The organism is Micromonospora sp. LZ34 (assembly GCF_052981855.1).
In genome coordinates this window covers 125,859-143,311 of the sequence record NZ_JBRIQN010000009.1, presented here as the reverse complement: position 1 = coordinate 143,311, position 17,453 = coordinate 125,859, and the positions used below count along the sequence as shown (strand labels likewise).

Below are 17,453 nucleotides of genomic sequence, written 5' to 3'. Positions count from 1 at the left end.
GACGGCCGACCGGGCGGCGCGATGGTGTCGAGGTCGTACCCTGGCGGCAGCCGGCACCCAGGAGGTCGTCGATGGCCGATCTGCTCCGCCGACCGCGCTCCGGCCGGCTCGGCACCGCCACCGGGTTCGCCCGGCTGGTGGCGCACACCGATCCGGTCGCGCTGATCGGCATCACGCTGTCGATCGCGCTCTCGGTCACCCTCGACCTGACCGGCGCGGCCACCGGGGTGGAGTCCCTGCTCGCCGGGCTGATGGGCATCACCATCTCGCTGCTGGTGGATTCGCTCGCCCGCGCCGAGCGCCGGTTCCACCTGCGGACGCTGCTGGCGGGACCGCCGTGGCTGCTGACCGCCGTGCCGGAGGTGGTCACCGGCACCCGGGAGGCGGTGGAGCGCCACCCGGGCACCCGGGTGGCCGACGAGGCCCGGCGCTCGTTCGAGCGGTTCCGCGCCGAGACCGAGCAGCTGCGCCTCGGCCGGATCGTCCGGCCCGGCCACGACTACCAGGACCTGCTCGGCGCCACCCGGGACTGCGTCCGGGAGATGCAGGCGCTGACCAACGTGATGCCCCGGGCCAGCGGCGAACTCAGCTGGTGGCACAGCGACATCGGCCGGCACCACTGGGCGGTCAACGAGCGGGCGCTGGCCCGGGGCGTACGGATCACCCGGATCTTCGCCTACGCGACGATCTGCGACGAGCTGGAGGAGCTGCTGGAGACGCAGCGCAAGGCCGGCGTCCGGGTCGGCCTGCTGCCGGCCGGCGCGGTCGACCCGGCGCTGCACGTCAACCTGGTGAGCTGGGACGGGAGCGCCTGCTGGACGGCGGGGATGAGCGCGCACGGCGAGATCAGCGAGAACCGGTACTCGGTGAATCCGGCCGACGTGGCCCGGGCCGGTGAGACGTTCCAGGCCTGCGCCAACCTCGCCACCTTCCTGGACTGACCGGCCGTGACCGCGTCCGGCGTGCTGCTGGTGACCGCCGTGGTCTGGGCGGTGAGCCTGCTCCGCTCGGTCCGGCTCCGGGCGTTCGTGTACAGCCTGCCGCTGCCGATGACGCTGGCTCTGCTGACCACCGGGTACCGGGTCGACGGGTCGCACCTGCTCGGCGTGGTCGGCCTGAACCTCTTCTTCGTCCTGGTCACCGTGGCGCACCACCGGCTGCGCTGGCCGATCCTCCTCGCCGACCTGGCCGGCGTCGCCGGGTACGTGGCGCTCGGCGCCGCCCTGCTCACCGTCTCCGTGCCCTTCGCCCCGGCGCTGGCCGGCACGGTGGTGCTCTGGCTGCTCGCCGTGCTGCTGCTGCGCCGCCACCCGCCGTCCCCGCCGGTGGCCGAGGGCCCGGGGCGGCACCCGGTGACCGGGGCACCCGCGGACGGGACGGACCCGGCCGGGGACGGCGCCGGGTCGGGCCGACGGCTGCCGGCGCTGGCGAAGCTGGCGCTGATCCTCGGCGGGGCGGTGCTGACCGGGCTGCTCGGGCAGTTGCTGCGCGGGCTGGTGGTCACCTTCCCGTACGCCGGGGTGCTGGTCGCGGTCGAGGTCCGGCGGGACCTGCGCACCTTCTGCCGGCACTTCGCGCGCAACAGCCTGGCGCTGGTCGGCTTCCTCACCGGCCACCACCTGTGCCAGGACGTCTCGGCCGGGGCCGGGCTCGCCGCCGGCTGGGCCGGCTTCGCGCTCACCGCCGCCGTCCTGCACCTGCCGCTACCTGGGCACGGAAAACGCCGGTCAATCTCCGCTGATGCAACCGGAAACGTGCCCCGATCCCACAGCGGCCACGGAAAGCGTGGCGTCGAAGCTTGACGATCTGTCAGGCTGAAGCGGTCCGCGCGCTACAGGCTGGCACTTGTCCGCCGGGGCCCGGTGGTGAAAGCGTGCGGTATCCGCGTACCGCCGCTGAAGGGTGACAGGCCACCATGACCTCCGACGACCTGCTGGCCCGGCACCGGGCCGTGCTTCCGTCCTGGATGCCGCTCTACTACACCGAGCCGATCGAGCTGGTCTCCGGTTCCGGCCGGCGGGTCACCGACGCCCAGGGCCGCAGCTACCTGGACTTCTTCGGGGGCGTGCTGACCAACATGATCGGCTACGACATCCCGGAGATCCGCGAGGCGGTCGAGCGGCAGCTCCGTACCGGCATCGTGCACAGCTCCACGCTCTACCTGATCCGCCAGCAGGTCGAGCTGGCCGAGAAAATTGCCCGGCTCTCCGGGATCCCCGACGCCCGGGTCTTCTTCACCAACTCCGGCACGGAGGCGAACGAGGCGGCCCTGCTGGTGGCCACCAACCACCGCCGCTCGCACCAGATCCTCGCGGTGCGCAACAGCTACCACGGCCGGTCGTACGCGGCGATGGGCGTCACCGGTAACCGCGGCTGGTCGGCCAGCCCGCTCAACCCGCTCCAGGTGGCCTGGCTGCACTCCGGCGAGCGGCTGCGCGGCCTGCTGGCCCGGCTGAGCGAGTCCGAGCGGATCGACGCGGCGGTGGAGGACCTCCGCGAGGTGCTCGCCACCCAGACCGCTGGCGACGTGGCCGCGCTGATCGCCGAGCCGATCCAGGGCGTCGGCGGCTTCGTACACCCGCCGGACGGCCTCTTCGCCGCCTGGAAGAAGGTGCTCGACGAGACCGGCATCCTCTTCATCGCCGACGAGGTGCAGACCGGTTGGGGGCGCACCGGCGAGCACTTCTGGGGCTACCAGGCGCACGGCGTCACCCCGGATCTGATCACCTTCGCCAAGGGCATCGGCAACGGCTTCGCCCTCGCCGGCGTGGTCGGCCGGGCCGACGTGCTGGAGTCGGTCCCGGCGATCAGCTTCTCCACCTTCGGCGGCAACCCGGTCTCCACCGCCGCCGGCAACGCCGTGCTCGACTACCTGCTCGACCACGACCTGCAGGCCAACGCCGCGCGCACCGGGGCGATCCTCGCCGACGGCCTGCGCGCCGCGGTGGGCGGTCTCGACTGCGTCGCCGAGGTACGCGGCAAGGGGCTGATGCTCGGCGTCGAGTTCGTCCGGCCGGGCACCGCCGAGCCGGACCCAGCGCTGACCACCCGGGTCTTCGAGGCGTGCCGGGCCGGCGGGCTGCTCGCCGGCAAGGGCGGCCTCTACGGCAACGTGCTGCGGATGGGCCCGCCCCTCACGCTGACCGAGGACGAGGCGCGCGAGGGGCTGGCCATCCTGGTCGACGCCATCCGCTCCAGCGCGGCGGCGGAGGTGGCGGCGTGAGCACCGCGGACAACGGGCTGACCACCATCGGCCACTTCGTCGACGGCAAGCGGTTCAGCGGCACGTCGAGCCGGCGCGGCGACGTCTTCGACCCGGCCACCGGCCGGCGTACCGCCGAGGTGGAGCTGGCGAGCGCGGCGGACGTCGCGGTCGCGGTGCAGGCCGCCGAGCGCGCGGCCCGGGCCTGGCGGGACGCCTCGCTCGCGAAGCGGACGGCGGTGCTCTTCGCCTTCCGCGAGCTGGTGCACGCCCGGCGGGACCGGCTGGCCGCGGTGATCACCGCCGAGCACGGCAAGGTGCTCGCGGACGCCGCCGGCGAGGTGCAGCGCGGCCTCGAGGTGATCGAGTACGCCTGCGGCATCCCCTCGGCGCTGCGTGGCGGGTTCAGCGAGAACGTCTCCACCGAGGTCGACTCGTACAGCCTGCGCCAGCCGCTCGGCGTGGTCGCGGTGATCTCGCCGTTCAACTTCCCGGTGATGGTGCCGTTGTGGTTCGTGCCGGTGGCGGTGGCCTGCGGCAACGCGGTGGTGCTCAAGCCGAGCGAGAAGGACCCGAGCGCGGCGCTGCTGCTCGCCGAGTGGTTCGCCGAGGCCGGCCTGCCCGACGGGGTGCTGAACGTGGCCAACGGCGACAAGGAGGCGGTCGACGCGTTGCTGGACCACCCAGGTGTGCGGGCGGTCTCCTTCGTCGGCTCCACCCCGATCGCCCGGTACGTCTACCAGCGCGGCACCGCCGCCGGCAAGCGGGTGCAGGCGCTCGGCGGGGCGAAGAACCACATGGTGGTGCTCCCGGACGCCGACCTGGACCTGGCCGCCGACGCGGCGGTGAACGCCGGGTTCGGCTCGGCGGGGGAGCGGTGCATGGCCATCTCGGCGCTGGTCGCGGTGGAGCCGGTCGGTGACGAACTGGTCGCCCGGATCGCCGAGCGGATGGCCGGGCTGCGCACCGGCGACGGCCGGCGCGGCTGCGACATGGGTCCGCTGGTGACCGAGGCGCACGCGGCGAAGGTCCGCTCGTACGTCGAGGCCGGGGTGGCCGCCGGCGCGGTGCCGGTGGTGGACGGCCGCGACGTCGAGCCGGACGGCGACCCGGCCGGCTTCTGGCTCGGCCCGACGCTCTTCGACCGGGTCACCCCGGAGATGTCCATCTACACCGACGAGATCTTCGGCCCGGTGCTCAGCGTGGTCCGGGTCGACTCGTACGACGAGGCGGTCGAACTGGTCAACGCCAGCCCGTACGGCAACGGCACGGCGATCTTCACCAACGACGGCGGCGCGGCCCGGCGCTACCAGCACGAGGTGGAGGTCGGCATGGTCGGCATCAACGTGCCGATCCCGGTGCCGATGGCCTACTACTCCTTCGGCGGCTGGCGCTCGTCGCTCTTCGGCGACCTGCACGCACACGGCGAAGACGGGGTGCGCTTCTTCACCCGGGGCAAGGTGGTCACCAGCCGCTGGCTGGACCCCCGGCACGGCGGGGTCAACCTCGGGTTCCCCACCCAGACCTGAGCAGTCGCAGGATGCCCGCCCCGGCCAGGTACGCCACCAGGGCGGCGGCGGGCATCCCCAGTGGCACCGGGGCCTCCTTCGGCGCGGTGCTGTTGGCCACCAGCCCGTAGACCACGGCGGCGAAACCGGCGCCGGTGAGCGCGGTGCGGGCCGCCGCCCGCCGCCGGTCTGCTCGCTCCGGGCGACCGGACGTCGCGTCGGGCCCGCCCGCGGTGGGGCCGCCGGTTGGTGCCCGCGCCGCGGCGGGCCGGCGGGTGCGGGCCTCGATCGGACCGAAGACGGCGATCAGCACGGCCAGCACCACGGTCAGCATCAGTACCCACGGCAGCCGCCAGGCCAGCCAGGCCGCCGAGCCGGGCGGCGGCGTCGGCAGCACGCCCGCCGCATCCAGCGCGCCGACGAGCAGGATCACCGCACTCAGGTGCCAGAGGAAGACCGTGAGCACGACCGCGTTCACCGCGATCACCGCCTGCCAGGGGCGGGAGCGGTGCAACCACCGTTCCGCCGGGTCGCGTAGCAGGAGGATCAGGCCCAGTTGGCCGGTGGTGACGGCGAGCAGTGCCACGCTCGGCGGCGCGGCGTTGTCCAGCGGCTCGCCCGGTATGTTGATCATGCTCACCGGGTAGGGCCCGGGTCCGGTCAGCAGCACGGCGACGGTGAGCCCGCCGACCAGCATCGCCGCGCCGGCCCGGCGGGACACGGGCAGCCGGCGGGACCGGATGCCCCCGGCTCCGGCGGCGCCGTCCCGATCCGTCGCGGTGCCGGCCCGGGGCTGGGCACGGGCGTCGTGCCAGGCGAAACCGAGCTGGTGGACGGCCAACCAGCCGAACAGGTAGTTGGGCAGGGCGAGTTCGGCCGGGCCCAGCGCCCGTCCCAGGTCACCGGCGGCGACCAGGGCGGCCAGCGCCACCGGGACGGCCAGCCCGAACCGTCGGTGCAGCGCGTACGTCACCGGGGTGAGTGGCACCACCACGAGGTACGCGGCGAGGAACCAGAGCGGGATGGTGGCGAACCAGACGACGGTCCGGATCAGCGGCGCCTCGGCTCCGAGGAGCCGGGCGGTGAGCGCGCCGGCGGCGAGCACCACCAGCAGCGCGGTGGTGGGCCGCAGCAGCCGGGCGCTGCGGCCCAGCAGCCAGCCGGTGGCGTCGCCGCCCCTGCGCCCCTGCGCCGTCAGTGAGGCGGCGTTGGCGAACCCGCCGACGATGAAGAACACCGGCATCACCTGGACCACCCAGGTCAGCGGGTACGCCCAGGGCAGCTCGGGCAACGCGGACCGCCCGGTCGGGTCGCCGTCCGGATCGTAGGTGATCGCGGCGACCGCCCAGTGACCGAGAACGACCAGCACGATGGCGAGCGCCCGGAGCAGATCGACGTACCGCTCCCGGCCAGCGGGCGTCCGCGCGGCGAGTTCGCGCAGTCGGCGCATGATCCGAGGCTATGCCACCTTCTGATGGCCGGTGCTGATAACGGTTCGGTCGTCGGGTCTTGAAGTCCAGGCCCGGCTGCCGTAGAAATTCTTCAGCAACATTCTATGAATTGAAGACAAGCAACGACTCCCCCGTGCCTCGAAAACGGCGGGACGCCACCCCCAGACCCGACCGGCGACCGCCAGGACCCGATCCGAGGAGAAGACCATGAACAGGCGTGACATCCTGCGGCGTACCGCCGCTGCCGGCCTCCTGGCCACCCCCGCCGCCGGCCTGCTCGCCGGCTGCGCCACCGGCGGTGGCGGCGACAAGGACGACTCCGGCACCTACAAGGGCACCAAGAGCGAGCAGAACCCTCTCGGGGTCAAGGAGGACGCCCCGCTCGAGGTGGTGATCTTCAACGGAGGCTTCGGCGAGGAGTACGCCAAGGCCCACGAGGCCATGTACACCGAGAGGTACCCGAAGGCGAAGATCAACCACTCGGCGACGCAGGAGATCGCCAAGACCCTCCAGCCGCGCTTCGTCGACGGCACCCCGCCGGACGTGGTGAACAACTCCGGCAAGGACCAGATCGACTTCAACGGCCTGGTCTCCCAGAACGCCATCGCCGACCTGGGTGAGTTGCTCTCCGCGCCCAGCCTCGACATCCCCGGCAAGACGGTCAAGGACACGCTGCTGCCGGGTGCCGTCGAGGTCGGCTCGTACGACGGCAAGTTCATGGTGCTGAACTACACCTACACCGCCTACGGCATCTGGCACTCCACGAAGCTCTTCACGGAGCGCAACTGGGAGTACGCCAAGACCTGGGACGACCACATCGCGCTCTGCAAGCAGATCAAGGCGGCCGGCATCGCGCCCTGGACGTACGCCGGCAAGCACCCCCGGTACATGAGCTGGCCGCTGATCGCCACGGCGATCAAGTTCGGCGGGCCCTCCGTGGCCACCGCGATCGACAACCTGGAGCCGAACGCGTGGAAGTCCGACGCCATGAAGGCCGCGGCGGACGCATGGCACCAGATCGTCAAGGACAAGTACATCCTCGACGGCTCGCCCGGCCTCGACCACGTGCAGGCGCAGACCGCGTGGTGCCAGGGCAAGGCCGCCTTCGTCTCCTGCGGCTCCTGGCTGGAGAGCGAGCAGAAGAAGGTGACCCCCGAGGGCTTCAACATGACGATCCAGCCGACGCCGAGCCTCGGCAGCGGCGACAAGCTGCCCTTCGAGGCGATCCGCGGCACCGCCGGTGAGCCGTTCATGGTGCCGGCCAAGGCCAAGAACCTGGCCGGCGGCCTGGAGTACTTCCGGGTCATGCTGTCCAAGAAGGGTGCCCAGGACTTCACCAAGAAGGTATCCAGCCTGACCGTGGTGGCCGGGTCGACCGAGGGCATCGAGCTGCCGTTCGGTCTCAGCAGCGTGACCAAGGCCCTGGACGCCTCCGGCAGCAACGGCTTCAACTGGGTCTACAACAACTACTACCGGAAGCTGGAGCGTGAGCTCGTCGACGCGGCGTGCGGCGAGTTCTTCAGCGGTCGGATCGGCCCGGCCGAGTTCCTCGACATGTGCCAGAAGGGTGCCGACTCGATCGCCCAGGACAGCTCGATCAAGAAGTACAAGCGGGCGGCGTGACATCCGGCCGGTGGGGGCGGGGCAGCCCCCACCGGTCCACGGCTGTGGGAGAAGGTCCTTTCTCGTGAAACATGGCAAGTACCCGCTGATCATCACGTTCCTGGTACCGCCGCTGCTGCTCTACGGCATCTTCGTGCTCTCGCCGTACCTGCAGGCCTTCCAGATCTCGACCACCGACTGGCTCGGCTACTCGGCCGAGGCCAACTCCATCGGCCTGGCCAACTTCGAGCGGCTGCTGGACGACGACCGGGTGTGGAACGCCCTCAAGAACAACGTGTGGCTGCTCCTAGTGGTGCCGGTGGTGACCATCGTGCTCGGCCTCTTCTTCGCCACGATGCTCAGCATGGGCGGTCGCAAGGGTCGGGCGGGGGTGACCGGCGTACGCGGCACGTCCGTGTACCGGATGGTCTACTTCTTCCCGCAGGTGCTTTCCGTGGTCATCATCGCCCTGCTGTGGAAAGAGGTCTACCACCCCAACAGTGGCCTGCTCAACGGTGCCCTTGGTGCCATCGGCCTGCCAACGCCGGCCTGGCTGGGTGATCCCCGGTTCGCCTTCTGGTGCGTGCTGGCGGTGATGGTCTGGAGCAACGTCGGCTTCTACGTGGTGCTCTTCGGTGCCGCCATGTCGGCCATCCCGCGGGACATCTACGAGGCGGTGATGCTCGACGGGGCGTCCCGCTGGACCACCCTGCGCAAGGTCACCATCCCGCTGCTCTGGGACACCGTGCAGGTCGCCTGGATCTACCTCGCGATCGCTGCCCTGGACGGGTTCATCCTGATCCAGCAGATGACCAACGGCGGCCCCAACTTCTCCTCCGACGTCATCGGCCTGCGGATGTACGAAACCGCGTTCGGCAGCGAGAGCAAGTTCGGCTATGCCTCGGCGATCGGCGTGGTGCTGTTCTTCCTGACCCTCTCGGTGGCGGCACTGGCGCTGCGGGCCGCCCGGCGTGATCGGATCGAGTACTCGTGACAACCCTCGACAGGACCGCGTCCGACGGCACGGCCGTGGCGGACCGTCCGGCGCCGCGGGACCGCAAGCTCCGCCGCGATTTCGGCGTCGCCAACGTCTTCTCGCACTGGTTCTTGCTGCTCTGGGGCGCGTTGACCGCGCTGCCGCTGCTCTGGATGTTCCTCAGCTCGTTCAAGAGCGACGGGGAGATCCTGTCCGACCCGTGGGGGCTGCCGGGCGCGCTGCGGTTCGAGAACTGGGCGCGCGCCTGGACCGAGGCGCACATCGGCCAGTACTTCCTGAACAGCGCGATCGTGGTGGCCGGATCGCTCACCCTGACCATGCTGATGGGCGCCACGGCGGCCTACGTGTTCGCCCGGTACGAGTTCCCCGGCCGGCAGATCTTCTACTACCTGTTCGTCGGCGGGATGATGTTCCCCGTCTTCCTGGCCCTCGTGCCGCTCTTCTTCGTGGTGCGCAACGCCGGTCTCTTCGGCACCTGGACCGGGCTGATGCTGGTGTACGCCGCCTACTCGCTGCCGTTCACGGTGTTCTTCCTGACCGCCTTCTTCCGGACCCTGCCGACCGCGGTCGCCGAGGCGGCGCTGATGGACGGGTGCGGTCACTTCCGGCTCTTCTTCCGGGTGATGCTGCCGATGGCGCGACCGGGCCTGATCAGCATCGCGATCTTCAACTTCCTCAGTCACTGGAACCAGTTCATCCTGCCGCAGGTGCTGATGCAGGGCGACGACTCCAAGTGGGTGCTGGCGCAGGGCCTCGCCGCGCTCGCGGTCAGCCAGGGCTACCAGGGCGACTACAGCGGCCTCTTCGCCGGCCTGACCATCGCGACGCTGCCGGTGCTCGCGGTGTACATCGCCTTCCAGCGGCAGATCCAGGCGGGCCTGACGGCGGGTCAGCTGAAGTAGGCTAAGTCCGATACCGATCATCAGCTGCCTCGACGGCCGGTTGACCGGTAGGAAAACTCCTACCTATTGTGGGTGGCATGGCGATCACACACGTGCAACTGGTCTCCGTACCGGTGAGCGACCAGGACCGGGCCCGCGACTTCTACGTCGGCACGCTCGGCTTCGAGCTGCAGGGCGACAACCCGATGGGCCCGGACCAGCGCTGGGTGCAGGTCGCGCCGAAGGGCGGCGCCACCGCGCTGACCCTGGTCACCTGGTTCCCCACCATGCCGCCCGGCTCGCTCAAGGGCCTCGTCCTGGAGACCGATGACCTCGACGGCGACGTCGCGCGCCTGGGCGAGCGCGGCGTCGTCTTCGCCGACGGCGGCATCCAGTCCGCCCCCTGGGGTCGGTACGTCACCTTCGACGACCCGGACGGCAATGGCATCGTGCTCCAGGCCACCGCCCGTGGCTGAGGCGGACGTCTTCGCCGCGCTGGCCAACCCGACCCGGCGGGCGGTGCTCCGGCTGCTGCTCGAGCGGGGGGAGCAGCCGGTGCACCGGCTGGCGGAGCACTTCGCCATGCGCCGGCCCAGCCTGTCGGAGCACCTGCGGGTGCTCAAGGAGGCCGGCCTGGTCGTCGAGCAGCCCGCCGGCCGGCAGCGGCTCTACTCGCTGCGCCCGGAGCCGCTGCGCGAGGTCGTCGACTGGCTCACCCCGTACGAGCGGTTCTGGCGCGGCCGGCTGGCCGGGCTGCGCGCGGTGCTGGACGAGCTGCCCGATGAGTGACCAGACGACGATCCAGCTGGACGAGTTCCTGGCCCACCCGCCGGCCAAGGTGTGGCGCACGCTGACCGATTCCGATCTGATCGCCCGGTGGCTGATGCCGAACGACTTCGTCCCCGCCGTCGGGCACCGGTTCACCTTCCGTACCGACCCGCGCCCCGGGCAGGAGTTCGACGGGACGGTGCACTGCGAGGTGCTCGACCTCGATCCGCCCCGGCGGCTGGTCTGGGGCTGGCGCGGCGGCCGGCTGGACACGGTGGTGACGTGGACCCTGGTGCCCGAGGGGCGCGGCACCCGGCTCTTCCTGGAGCACGCCGGCTTCGACCCGGACGATCCGATCCAGCGCCGCACCCGGGACCTGCTCGGCGGCGGCTGGCGCTCCCACGTCTTCGCCCGCCTCACCCACACCCTCACCACCCCCTGACCCCCACCCAAGCCCTCACCACCCCCTGACCCCTCCCTCGCCCCGCCCGACCCCCCGACCTCACCGGGTTGATCAAGGGGTTTGCGTCAGAATCCGGCAGGACCCTGACGCAAACCCCTTGATCAACCGAAGTGGCCGGTCGGGGAGGACGGGAGGGGGCGGGGCGCGGGGGCGCGCCCCGGGGGTTAGCTGGGGGTGGGGACCAGGAGGGCGTGCAGGGCGACCGGGTCGTCCACCTCGGGCAGGTCCCGGGCGGCGAGCCAGGCCGCCGCGGCGGCGCCGTCCCCGGCGGAGCGCAGCGGTGCGTCCGGCCAGCGCCGGGCCGCCTCGACGCGCACCGCGGCGGCGAGCGGGGTGTCCTCGGTGAGCAGTCCGCCGCCGAGCACGAGCGGGCTGACCGCGCCGGCCGGCCGGATCCGGCGCACGCTCTCCACCAGGTGACCGGCGGCCTCGGCGATCAGCCCGGTCGCCGCCGGCTCGCCGGCCACCGCTGCGGCGACCACTCGCGGGGCCAGCCGGGCCAGTTCCACCGGCGGGCGCCGGGTGACTGCCTGGATCAGCGTGTCGACGGTGTCCCGGGGGCGGGCCGTCACCTCGGTGCTGCCGAGCAGGTCGGTGAGCACCTGCCGGCCCAGGGGTCCCGGCGCCGCCGCGGAGTCCAGGTCGGCCAGGAGCCGGCGGACCGCTTCCCGGCCGAGCCAGAACCCCGAGCCGGCGTCGCCGAGCAGCCAGCCGTGGCCGTCGGCGACCCGGTCCAGCCGCAGGTCGTGCACCTGAGCGGCGATCGCGCCGGTGCCGGCGATGAGCACTGTGCCGTCCGGGGCGGCGGTGCCGGAGGCGTACGCGACGAGGGCGTCGCCGTGCACCGCGTACGGGCAGCGCAGGCCGGCGTCGTGCCAGGCCCGGTCGAAGGCGTCCCGCCCGGCGGGGTCGGCGAGCAGGCGGCCGGCTCCGGCGAGGCCGATGGTGCCGGCGCGTACCCGGGCGGGGTCGACGTCGGCGAGCGCGCCGCGCAGGGCGGCGAGGAGTTCGGCCGCCGCCCGTTCGGCGCCGTGGCTGGTCGGGTTTCCGCCGCCGGCCCGGCCGTCACCGAGCCGCCGCCCGTCCAGGGTGAGGGCGGTCGCCCGGGTGGACGTACCCCCGACGTCGAGACCAACCACGACGGTGTCGGACATCGGCACGGGCCCCTCCTGCTGCGCTGCGGTGGCGCATTCATGCTGGTCGGCCCGGTGCTCGCAGGCAAGGTCGGGGGCCGCCGGCGGGCTGTGCGCCAGGTAACAGTTTGAAAACTTCGCCCACGGCCTTGACACGGAGGGCCCTGCAGTAAGAACTTTTACCACTAACAGTTAACAGTCTTTTCGGAAAGGCGTCCCATGGTTGATCACGAGGTGGACACCTCCGCGGGGACCGCGGTGGTCGACGCCGACGCGTTCGACCGACGGGGCGGGCTGCCCTCCGACGGGGTGCTGGCCCGGGTGCGCAGCGGCCTCGGCGAGCTGACCGGTGCGCTGCGCCGGGTCGCCGAGCACGTGCTGAGCGATCCGGAGGCGGCCGCCAGAGCCACCATAGTGGAACTGGCCGAGCGCAGTGGGACCTCGCCCGCCACCATCACCCGGTTCTGCCGGGCGATGGGCTTCGAGGGCTACGCCGACCTGCGGCTGGGCATCGCCGCCGAGACCGGGCGGGCCCGCTCCGCGGGCTGGACCGTCGACATCGGACGCGAGATCCAGCCCAACGACCCGCTGGAGCGGGTGCTCGACCAGATCATGGCCGCCGACACCCGGGCCATGCACGACACCGCCGCGCTGCTCGACCTCGCCGAGGTGGAGCGGGCCGCGGTGGCCATCGCCGGCGCCTCCCGGGTGAACATCTTCGGCGCCAGCGGCAGCGCGCTGGTCGGCGAGGAGATGCAGTTCAGCCTGCACCGGATCGGAGTGGCCGCCTGGGCCTGGAACGACGTCCACTCCGGGCTCGCCTCGGCCGCGCTGCTGCGCCCCGGCGACGTGGCGCTCGGCATCTCGCACACCGGGCAGACCCGGGAGACCATCGAGGTGCTCGCCGAGGCGGGCAGCCGGGGCGCGACCACGGTGGCGCTGACCGGCTTCCCCCGCTCGCCGCTGGCCGAGCTGGCCGACCTGGTCCTGGTCACCGCCAGCCAGGCGACCACCTTCCGGCCGGACGCGCTCTCCGCGCGGCACCCGCAGCTGGTCGTGCTCGACCTGCTCTACATCGCCGTCGCCCAGCGCACCCACGACCGCGCCCACGCGGCCTTCCGGCGTACCGCCCAGGCCGTCGACGGGCACAAGGCCGCGAAGGAGGCTCGCGCATGATCAGCGCCCAGGGGTACGCGGAAGCGGTCCGTCCGGTGCTCGACAGGCTGGTCGACGCCAGCGCCGACGGGATCGCCGCCGCCGCCGACCTGATCGCCGGGAGCCTGCGCGCGGGCGGGGTGCTCCAGGCGTTCGGGGCCGGGCACTCCGAGGCGTTCGCCGCCGAACTGGTCGCCCGGGCCGGCGGCCTGGTCCCCACCAACCGGCTCTCCATCCACGACCTGGTGCTGCACGGCGACGCCCCGCGCGACGTGCTCGCCGATCCGAAGCTGGAGCGCGACCCCACCATCGCCCACCAGATCTACGCCCTGGCGGACCCCCAGCCGCAGGACGTGTTCGTGGTGGCGTCCCAGTCCGGCATCAACGGCTCGGTGGTCGAGCTGGCGGCGCTGGTCACCGGGCGCGGTCACCCGTTGATCGCGGTCACCTCGGTCGAGCACACGGCACGGGTCGCCCCCCGGCACCCGTCCGGCCGGCGGCTCGCCGACCTCGCCGACGTCGTGCTGGACAACGGCGCGCCGTACGGCGACGCACTGCTGCCGCTCGAGGGCGGCGGCGCGGTCTGTGCGGTCTCCTCGGTCACCGCGGCGCTGCTGGCGCAGCTGCTGACCGCCGAGGTCGTACGACGGTTCCACCAGGCCGGAGAGGTACCCCCTATCTACCTCTCCGCCAACGTCCCCGGCGGGGACGAGCACAACCTCGCCCTCGAGTCGCGGTACGCCGGGCGCCTCCGGCGGACCGCCTGACCCGAACACCTCAAGGAGAGACGACGATGTCGATTACCCCCGAGAACCCGGCCGACCTGAGCCGCCGGACCGTGCTGCGCCGGGCCGCCGCGGTGGGCCTGATGGCCACCCCGGCCGTCGGGCTGCTGAGCGGTTGCGTCAGTGGCGGCGACGACGAGCCGACCGACCAGGCCGCCGGTGAGAAGTCCGCGGAGAACCCGCTGGGCGTCAAGGACGACGCCGCCCTGGAGGTGGTCATCTTCAACGGTGGCCTGGGCACCAAGTACGCCACCGACGTGCACATCCCGTCGTACAAGAAGAAGTTCCCGAAGGCGGAGGTGAAGTTCTCCCAGGCCGAGGAGATCGCCACCGTCCTGCAGCCGCGGTTCACCAGCAACACCCCGCCGGACATGGTCAACAACGCCGGCTCGAAGCTGATGGACCAGGGTGCGCTGGTGCAGGCCGGCCAGGTGCAGGACCTCGCCGAGCTGTTCGACGCGCCGTCGCTGGACGACGCGAGCAAGAAGGTCAAGGACACCCTGATCCCGGGCACCGTCGAGCAGGGCACCTTCAACGGCAAGCCGTACGTGCTCAACTACGCCTTCACCGTCTTCGGCCTCTGGTACGACAGCGCGCTGTTCGAGAAGAACGGCTGGGCCGCGCCGAAGACCTGGGCCGAGTTCACCGCGCTCTGCGACAAGATCAAGGCGGCTGGCGTCACCCCCTACTCGTACGCCGGGGCGAACGCCGCGTACTACCAGTACCTGGTCATCCTGACCAGCGCCGCCAAGATCGGCGGGCCGGACGTGCTGAAGAACATCGACAACCTGGAGGACGGCGCCTGGCAGGCCGAGCCGGTCAAGCAGGCCGCGGCGGCCTGGGCCGAGATCGGCGCCAAGTACGGCAACAAGGCGCACCTGGGCCTCAAGCACACCGAGGTCCAGCTCCAGCAGAACCAGGGCAAGGTGGCGTTCTACCCCAGCGGCTCCTGGCTGGAGAACGAGCAGGCCAAGGACACCCCGCCCGGGTTCAAGTACGCGGTCATGCCGGTGCCCAGCGTGACCACCTCGGACAAGCTGCCGCAGACCGCGATCTACGCCGCGGCCGGTGAGATGTACTTCGTCGCCTCGAAGGGCAAGAACCCGCGCGGTGGCATGGAGTACCTGCGGCACATGCTCTCCAAGGAGGGCGCGAAGGGCTTCACCGAGCTGACCAAGGTGCTCACCGTGGTCAAGGGCGCGGTCGACGGCCTGGAGATCTCGCCCGGTCTCACCAGCGGCAACGCGATGCTGTCGGCGGCTGGCAGCGACTACTTCGCCTACCGCTTCGACACCTGGTACAAGAAGCTCGACGACGAGGCGCGGGCGGCCACCAACGAGCTGATGTTCAACGGTGGCACCGCCGACAAGTTCTGCCAGCGGATGCAGAAGGTCGCCGACGCGGTGAAGAAGGACTCGTCCATCGAGAAGTTCAAGCGCTGAGCCGGGCGTAGGGAACGAGCGGAGACGACAACCATGCGGCATGGCAGGTACCCGTTCATCGTCGGCTTCCTGGCGGTGCCGGTCGCGATCTACGTGACCTTCGTCATCGGGCCGTACGCCCAGGCGTTCTATCTCGCCACCACCAACTGGCGGGGAGTGAGCGCCAACCCGAAGTTCATCGGTCTGGAGAACTTCGAGCGGCTGCTGTCCGACGACATCTTCTGGAAAGCGGTCCGGCACCACGGTGTCCTGCTGCTTGCCATGCCGCTGCTCACGATCGCCATCGCGCTCTTCTTCGCCTTCATGCTCAACGTGGGCGGGGGGAGCCGGGGCGGCGTGATGACCGGGGTCTGGGGGTCGAAGTTCTACCGGGTGGTGTTCTTCTTCCCCCAGGTCCTGGCCGTGGTCATCGTCGGTGTGATCTTCAGCCGGGTGTACGCCCCGGACGACAGCGGGCTGCTCAACGGTGCGCTGGGGCTGTTCGGGGCGGACCCGGTGCTCTTCATGGCCAATCCGAAGATCGCGCTCTGGTCGATCGTCGGCGTGCTGGTCTGGCAGGCGGTCGGCTTCTACGTGGTGCTCTTCAGCGCCGGCATGGCGTCGGTGCCGAAGGACATCTACGAGGCGGCGACCATCGACGGGGCCGGCCGGTCGGCGATGTTCTTCCGGATCACCCTGCCGCTGCTCTGGGACACCCTCCAGGTCGCCTGGGTCTATCTCGGCATCGCCGCCTTCGACGCCTTCGCCATCGTGCAGGTGCTCTCGGTCGACCAGGGCGGCCCGGACGGGGCCACCACCGTGCTGGGCATGGAGATCTACCGCAACGCGTTCAGCTACTCCCAGTTCGGCTACGCCTCGGCGATGGGCGTGGCGCTGTTCTTCCTGACGATCACGTTCGCGGCGCTCACCCTGCGCGTCAGCCGGCGTGACACGATCGAGCTGTAAGGCGGGGTCTGAAGATGACGACAGAAATCGCTCCGAGTGCGCCGGCGGCCCCGGCCGGCCCGGGCACCCCCGACCCCCGGCGGGGCCGGCTCGGCCGGCGCGGGCAGCGCGCGGAGGTCGGCCTGCTCAGCGGCCTCGGGCACATCGCCCTGCTGGTCTGGGCGATCCTCGTGGTCGCTCCGCTGCTCTGGACCATCCTCGCCTCGTTCAAGAGCAACACCGAGATCTTCCTCGGCAGCCCGTTCGCGGTGCCGAGCGAGTTCAGCTTCGGCAGCTACGCCCGGGCCTGGAGCGAGGCGAACGTCGGGCGGTACTTCCTCAACAGCGTCTTCGTGGTGACGCTGAGCACCGCCGGCACCATGCTGTTCGGTTCGATGGCCGCGTACGTGCTGGCCCGCTATCCGTTCCCGGGCAACCGGGCGATCTACTACCTGTTCGTCTCCGGCCTGGCGTTCCCGGTGTTCCTCGCCCTGGTGCCGCTCTTCCTGGTGGTCAACAACCTGGGCCTGCTGAACACCTACACCGGCCTGATCCTGGTCTACATCGCCTACTCGCTGCCGTTCACCGTCTTCTTCCTGGCGGCGTTCTTCAAGACCCTGCCGCAGTCGGTGGCGGAGGCGGCGATGATCGACGGCGCGTCGCACACCCGGCTGTTCTTCCGGATCATGATGCCGATGGCCCGGCCGGGCCTGGTCAGCATCGCGATCTTCAACATCATCGGCCAGTGGAACCAGTACCTGCTGCCGGTGGCGCTGATGCAGGGGCAGGGCGCCGACCAGAAGTGGGTGCTCACCCAGGGCATCGCCAGCATCTCCACCTCGGCCGGCTACGAGGCGGACTGGGCGGCGCTCTTCGCCGCGCTGACGCTCTCCATCCTGCCGATGATCATCGTCTACGCGATCTTCCAGCGGCAGATCCAGTCCGGCCTCACCTCCGGCGCCGTCAAGTAAGGCCGGCCCGCCGCGGCCCCCGTCGCGCCAATCGGCGACCTGGCGACGTAAGGCGGCTGGTGGCCATTCCACGGGGATGGCCACCAGCTGTCGACTGACGCCCGCGTGGCGGCGGCTGGCTCGACGCGTCGGCTCAGCTGTCACCCGCACCGCCGAGGCGCCTACGATGCC

At 71.4% G+C, this 17,453-nt stretch carries 17 protein-coding genes; 15 read left to right on the top strand and 2 right to left on the bottom strand.

Features of this window, described 5'->3' with window-relative positions; translation table 11 throughout:
* The first annotated feature begins 71 nt into the window (after positions 1 to 71).
* The 4 genes from ACVCAH_RS12925 (at position 72) to ACVCAH_RS12910 (ending at position 4,731) form a co-directional block, all read left to right on the top strand.
* Positions 72 to 941: a hypothetical protein gene (locus ACVCAH_RS12925; protein ID WP_447136331.1), complete on the top strand. Its 870-nt coding sequence runs from the start codon at positions 72 to 74 to the stop codon at positions 939 to 941.
* Between the two features lie 6 nt (positions 942 to 947).
* Positions 948 to 1,802 (top strand): hypothetical protein, encoded by an 855-nt coding sequence (locus tag ACVCAH_RS12920; protein WP_447136330.1) that lies wholly within the window; start codon positions 948 to 950, stop codon positions 1,800 to 1,802.
* Positions 1,803 to 1,915: 113 nt separating this feature from the next.
* On the top strand, positions 1,916 to 3,223 hold the full coding sequence (locus tag ACVCAH_RS12915) for an aspartate aminotransferase family protein (RefSeq protein ID WP_447136329.1): 1,308 nt from the start codon (positions 1,916 to 1,918) through the stop codon (positions 3,221 to 3,223).
* Positions 3,224 to 3,240: 17 nt separating this feature from the next.
* Positions 3,241 to 4,731, top strand: a complete 1,491-nt coding sequence (locus tag ACVCAH_RS12910) for a CoA-acylating methylmalonate-semialdehyde dehydrogenase (RefSeq protein ID WP_447136394.1) — start codon at positions 3,241 to 3,243, stop codon at positions 4,729 to 4,731.
* On the opposite strand, the gene ACVCAH_RS12905 is transcribed toward ACVCAH_RS12910, so the two are convergent.
* Positions 4,703 to 6,160 (bottom strand): acyltransferase family protein, encoded by a 1,458-nt coding sequence (locus tag ACVCAH_RS12905; protein WP_447136328.1) that lies wholly within the window; start codon positions 6,158 to 6,160, stop codon positions 4,703 to 4,705. The two genes, ACVCAH_RS12910 and ACVCAH_RS12905, sit on opposite strands and share 29 nt — an antisense overlap.
* A 208-nt stretch (positions 6,161 to 6,368) precedes the next feature.
* On the opposite strand from ACVCAH_RS12905, the gene ngcE (ACVCAH_RS12900) reads away from it, so the two are divergent.
* The 6 genes from ngcE (ACVCAH_RS12900) to ACVCAH_RS12875 all read left to right on the top strand — a co-directional run bounded on the left by ngcE (ACVCAH_RS12900) (position 6,369) and on the right by ACVCAH_RS12875 (position 10,851).
* Positions 6,369 to 7,784 (top strand): N-acetylglucosamine/diacetylchitobiose ABC transporter substrate-binding protein, encoded by a 1,416-nt coding sequence (gene ngcE, locus ACVCAH_RS12900; RefSeq protein ID WP_447136327.1) that lies wholly within the window; start codon positions 6,369 to 6,371, stop codon positions 7,782 to 7,784.
* Positions 7,785 to 7,848: 64 nt separating this feature from the next.
* Positions 7,849 to 8,757, top strand: coding sequence for a carbohydrate ABC transporter permease (locus tag ACVCAH_RS12895; RefSeq protein WP_447136326.1), 909 nt, complete (start codon positions 7,849 to 7,851; stop codon positions 8,755 to 8,757).
* A complete protein-coding gene (locus ACVCAH_RS12890; protein WP_447136325.1) occupies positions 8,754 to 9,662 on the top strand; it encodes a carbohydrate ABC transporter permease in 909 nt (302 codons plus the stop codon). Before ACVCAH_RS12895 ends, ACVCAH_RS12890 begins: the two co-directional genes overlap by 4 nt.
* 77 nt (positions 9,663 to 9,739) lie before the next feature.
* Complete coding sequence (locus tag ACVCAH_RS12885) at positions 9,740 to 10,117, top strand: VOC family protein (protein WP_447136324.1); 378 nt, start codon at positions 9,740 to 9,742, stop codon at positions 10,115 to 10,117.
* Positions 10,110 to 10,430 carry an ArsR/SmtB family transcription factor gene (locus ACVCAH_RS12880; RefSeq protein ID WP_447136323.1) on the top strand — a complete coding sequence of 107 codons (321 nt, stop codon included), beginning with the start codon at positions 10,110 to 10,112 and terminating at the stop codon, positions 10,428 to 10,430. The genes ACVCAH_RS12885 and ACVCAH_RS12880 overlap by 8 nt, the downstream gene beginning before the upstream one ends.
* Positions 10,423 to 10,851 carry an SRPBCC family protein gene (locus tag ACVCAH_RS12875; protein ID WP_447136322.1) on the top strand — a complete coding sequence of 143 codons (429 nt, stop codon included), beginning with the start codon at positions 10,423 to 10,425 and terminating at the stop codon, positions 10,849 to 10,851. Before ACVCAH_RS12880 ends, ACVCAH_RS12875 begins: the two co-directional genes overlap by 8 nt.
* 185 nt (positions 10,852 to 11,036) lie before the next feature.
* Here the strand turns inward: ACVCAH_RS12875 and ACVCAH_RS12870 are convergent, their stop codons facing one another.
* Positions 11,037 to 12,026 carry an N-acetylglucosamine kinase gene (locus ACVCAH_RS12870; RefSeq protein WP_447136393.1) on the bottom strand — a complete coding sequence of 330 codons (990 nt, stop codon included), beginning with the start codon at positions 12,024 to 12,026 and terminating at the stop codon, positions 11,037 to 11,039.
* A gap of 198 nt (positions 12,027 to 12,224) precedes the next feature.
* Between ACVCAH_RS12870 and ACVCAH_RS12865 the strand changes: the two genes are divergently transcribed.
* Genes ACVCAH_RS12865 through ACVCAH_RS12845 form a run of 5 tightly spaced genes read left to right on the top strand, consistent with a single transcriptional unit; the run spans position 12,225 to position 17,282 of the window.
* Positions 12,225 to 13,181: a MurR/RpiR family transcriptional regulator gene (locus tag ACVCAH_RS12865; RefSeq protein WP_447136321.1), complete on the top strand. Its 957-nt coding sequence runs from the start codon at positions 12,225 to 12,227 to the stop codon at positions 13,179 to 13,181.
* On the top strand, positions 13,178 to 13,927 hold the full coding sequence (locus tag ACVCAH_RS12860) for a sugar isomerase domain-containing protein (protein ID WP_447136320.1): 750 nt from the start codon (positions 13,178 to 13,180) through the stop codon (positions 13,925 to 13,927). Before ACVCAH_RS12865 ends, ACVCAH_RS12860 begins: the two co-directional genes overlap by 4 nt.
* A 26-nt stretch (positions 13,928 to 13,953) precedes the next feature.
* The gene (gene ngcE / locus ACVCAH_RS12855; RefSeq protein WP_447136319.1) at positions 13,954 to 15,387 is read left to right on the top strand and encodes an N-acetylglucosamine/diacetylchitobiose ABC transporter substrate-binding protein; all 1,434 of its coding nucleotides are present in this window, start codon (positions 13,954 to 13,956) and stop codon (positions 15,385 to 15,387) included.
* 33 nt (positions 15,388 to 15,420) lie between these two features.
* Complete coding sequence (locus tag ACVCAH_RS12850; RefSeq protein ID WP_447136318.1) at positions 15,421 to 16,332, top strand: carbohydrate ABC transporter permease; 912 nt, start codon at positions 15,421 to 15,423, stop codon at positions 16,330 to 16,332.
* Positions 16,333 to 16,346: 14 nt separating this feature from the next.
* Entirely contained in the window at positions 16,347 to 17,282 is a 936-nt protein-coding gene (locus ACVCAH_RS12845) for a carbohydrate ABC transporter permease (protein WP_447136317.1), read from the top strand.
* Positions 17,283 to 17,453: the final 171 nt, after the last annotated feature.

Bases quoted from the DNA above. Each gene is read 5' to 3' on its own strand.
- ACVCAH_RS12845 (WP_447136317.1), top strand. From the start codon at position 16,347: ATGACGACAGAAATCGCTCCGAGTGCGCCGGCGGCCCCGGCCGGCCCG.
- ACVCAH_RS12860 (WP_447136320.1), top strand. From the start codon at position 13,178: ATGATCAGCGCCCAGGGGTACGCGGAAGCGGTCCGTCCGGTGCTCGAC.
- ACVCAH_RS12915 (WP_447136329.1), top strand. From the start codon at position 1,916: ATGACCTCCGACGACCTGCTGGCCCGGCACCGGGCCGTGCTTCCGTCC.
- ACVCAH_RS12865 (WP_447136321.1), top strand. From the start codon at position 12,225: ATGGTTGATCACGAGGTGGACACCTCCGCGGGGACCGCGGTGGTCGAC.
- ACVCAH_RS12870 (WP_447136393.1), bottom strand. From the start codon at position 12,026: ATGTCCGACACCGTCGTGGTTGGTCTCGACGTCGGGGGTACGTCCACC.
- ngcE (WP_447136319.1), top strand. From the start codon at position 13,954: ATGTCGATTACCCCCGAGAACCCGGCCGACCTGAGCCGCCGGACCGTG.
- ngcE (WP_447136327.1), top strand. From the start codon at position 6,369: ATGAACAGGCGTGACATCCTGCGGCGTACCGCCGCTGCCGGCCTCCTG.
- ACVCAH_RS12850 (WP_447136318.1), top strand. From the start codon at position 15,421: ATGCGGCATGGCAGGTACCCGTTCATCGTCGGCTTCCTGGCGGTGCCG.
- ACVCAH_RS12885 (WP_447136324.1), top strand. From the start codon at position 9,740: ATGGCGATCACACACGTGCAACTGGTCTCCGTACCGGTGAGCGACCAG.
- ACVCAH_RS12875 (WP_447136322.1), top strand. From the start codon at position 10,423: ATGAGTGACCAGACGACGATCCAGCTGGACGAGTTCCTGGCCCACCCG.
- ACVCAH_RS12925 (WP_447136331.1), top strand. From the start codon at position 72: ATGGCCGATCTGCTCCGCCGACCGCGCTCCGGCCGGCTCGGCACCGCC.
- ACVCAH_RS12905 (WP_447136328.1), bottom strand. From the start codon at position 6,160: ATGCGCCGACTGCGCGAACTCGCCGCGCGGACGCCCGCTGGCCGGGAG.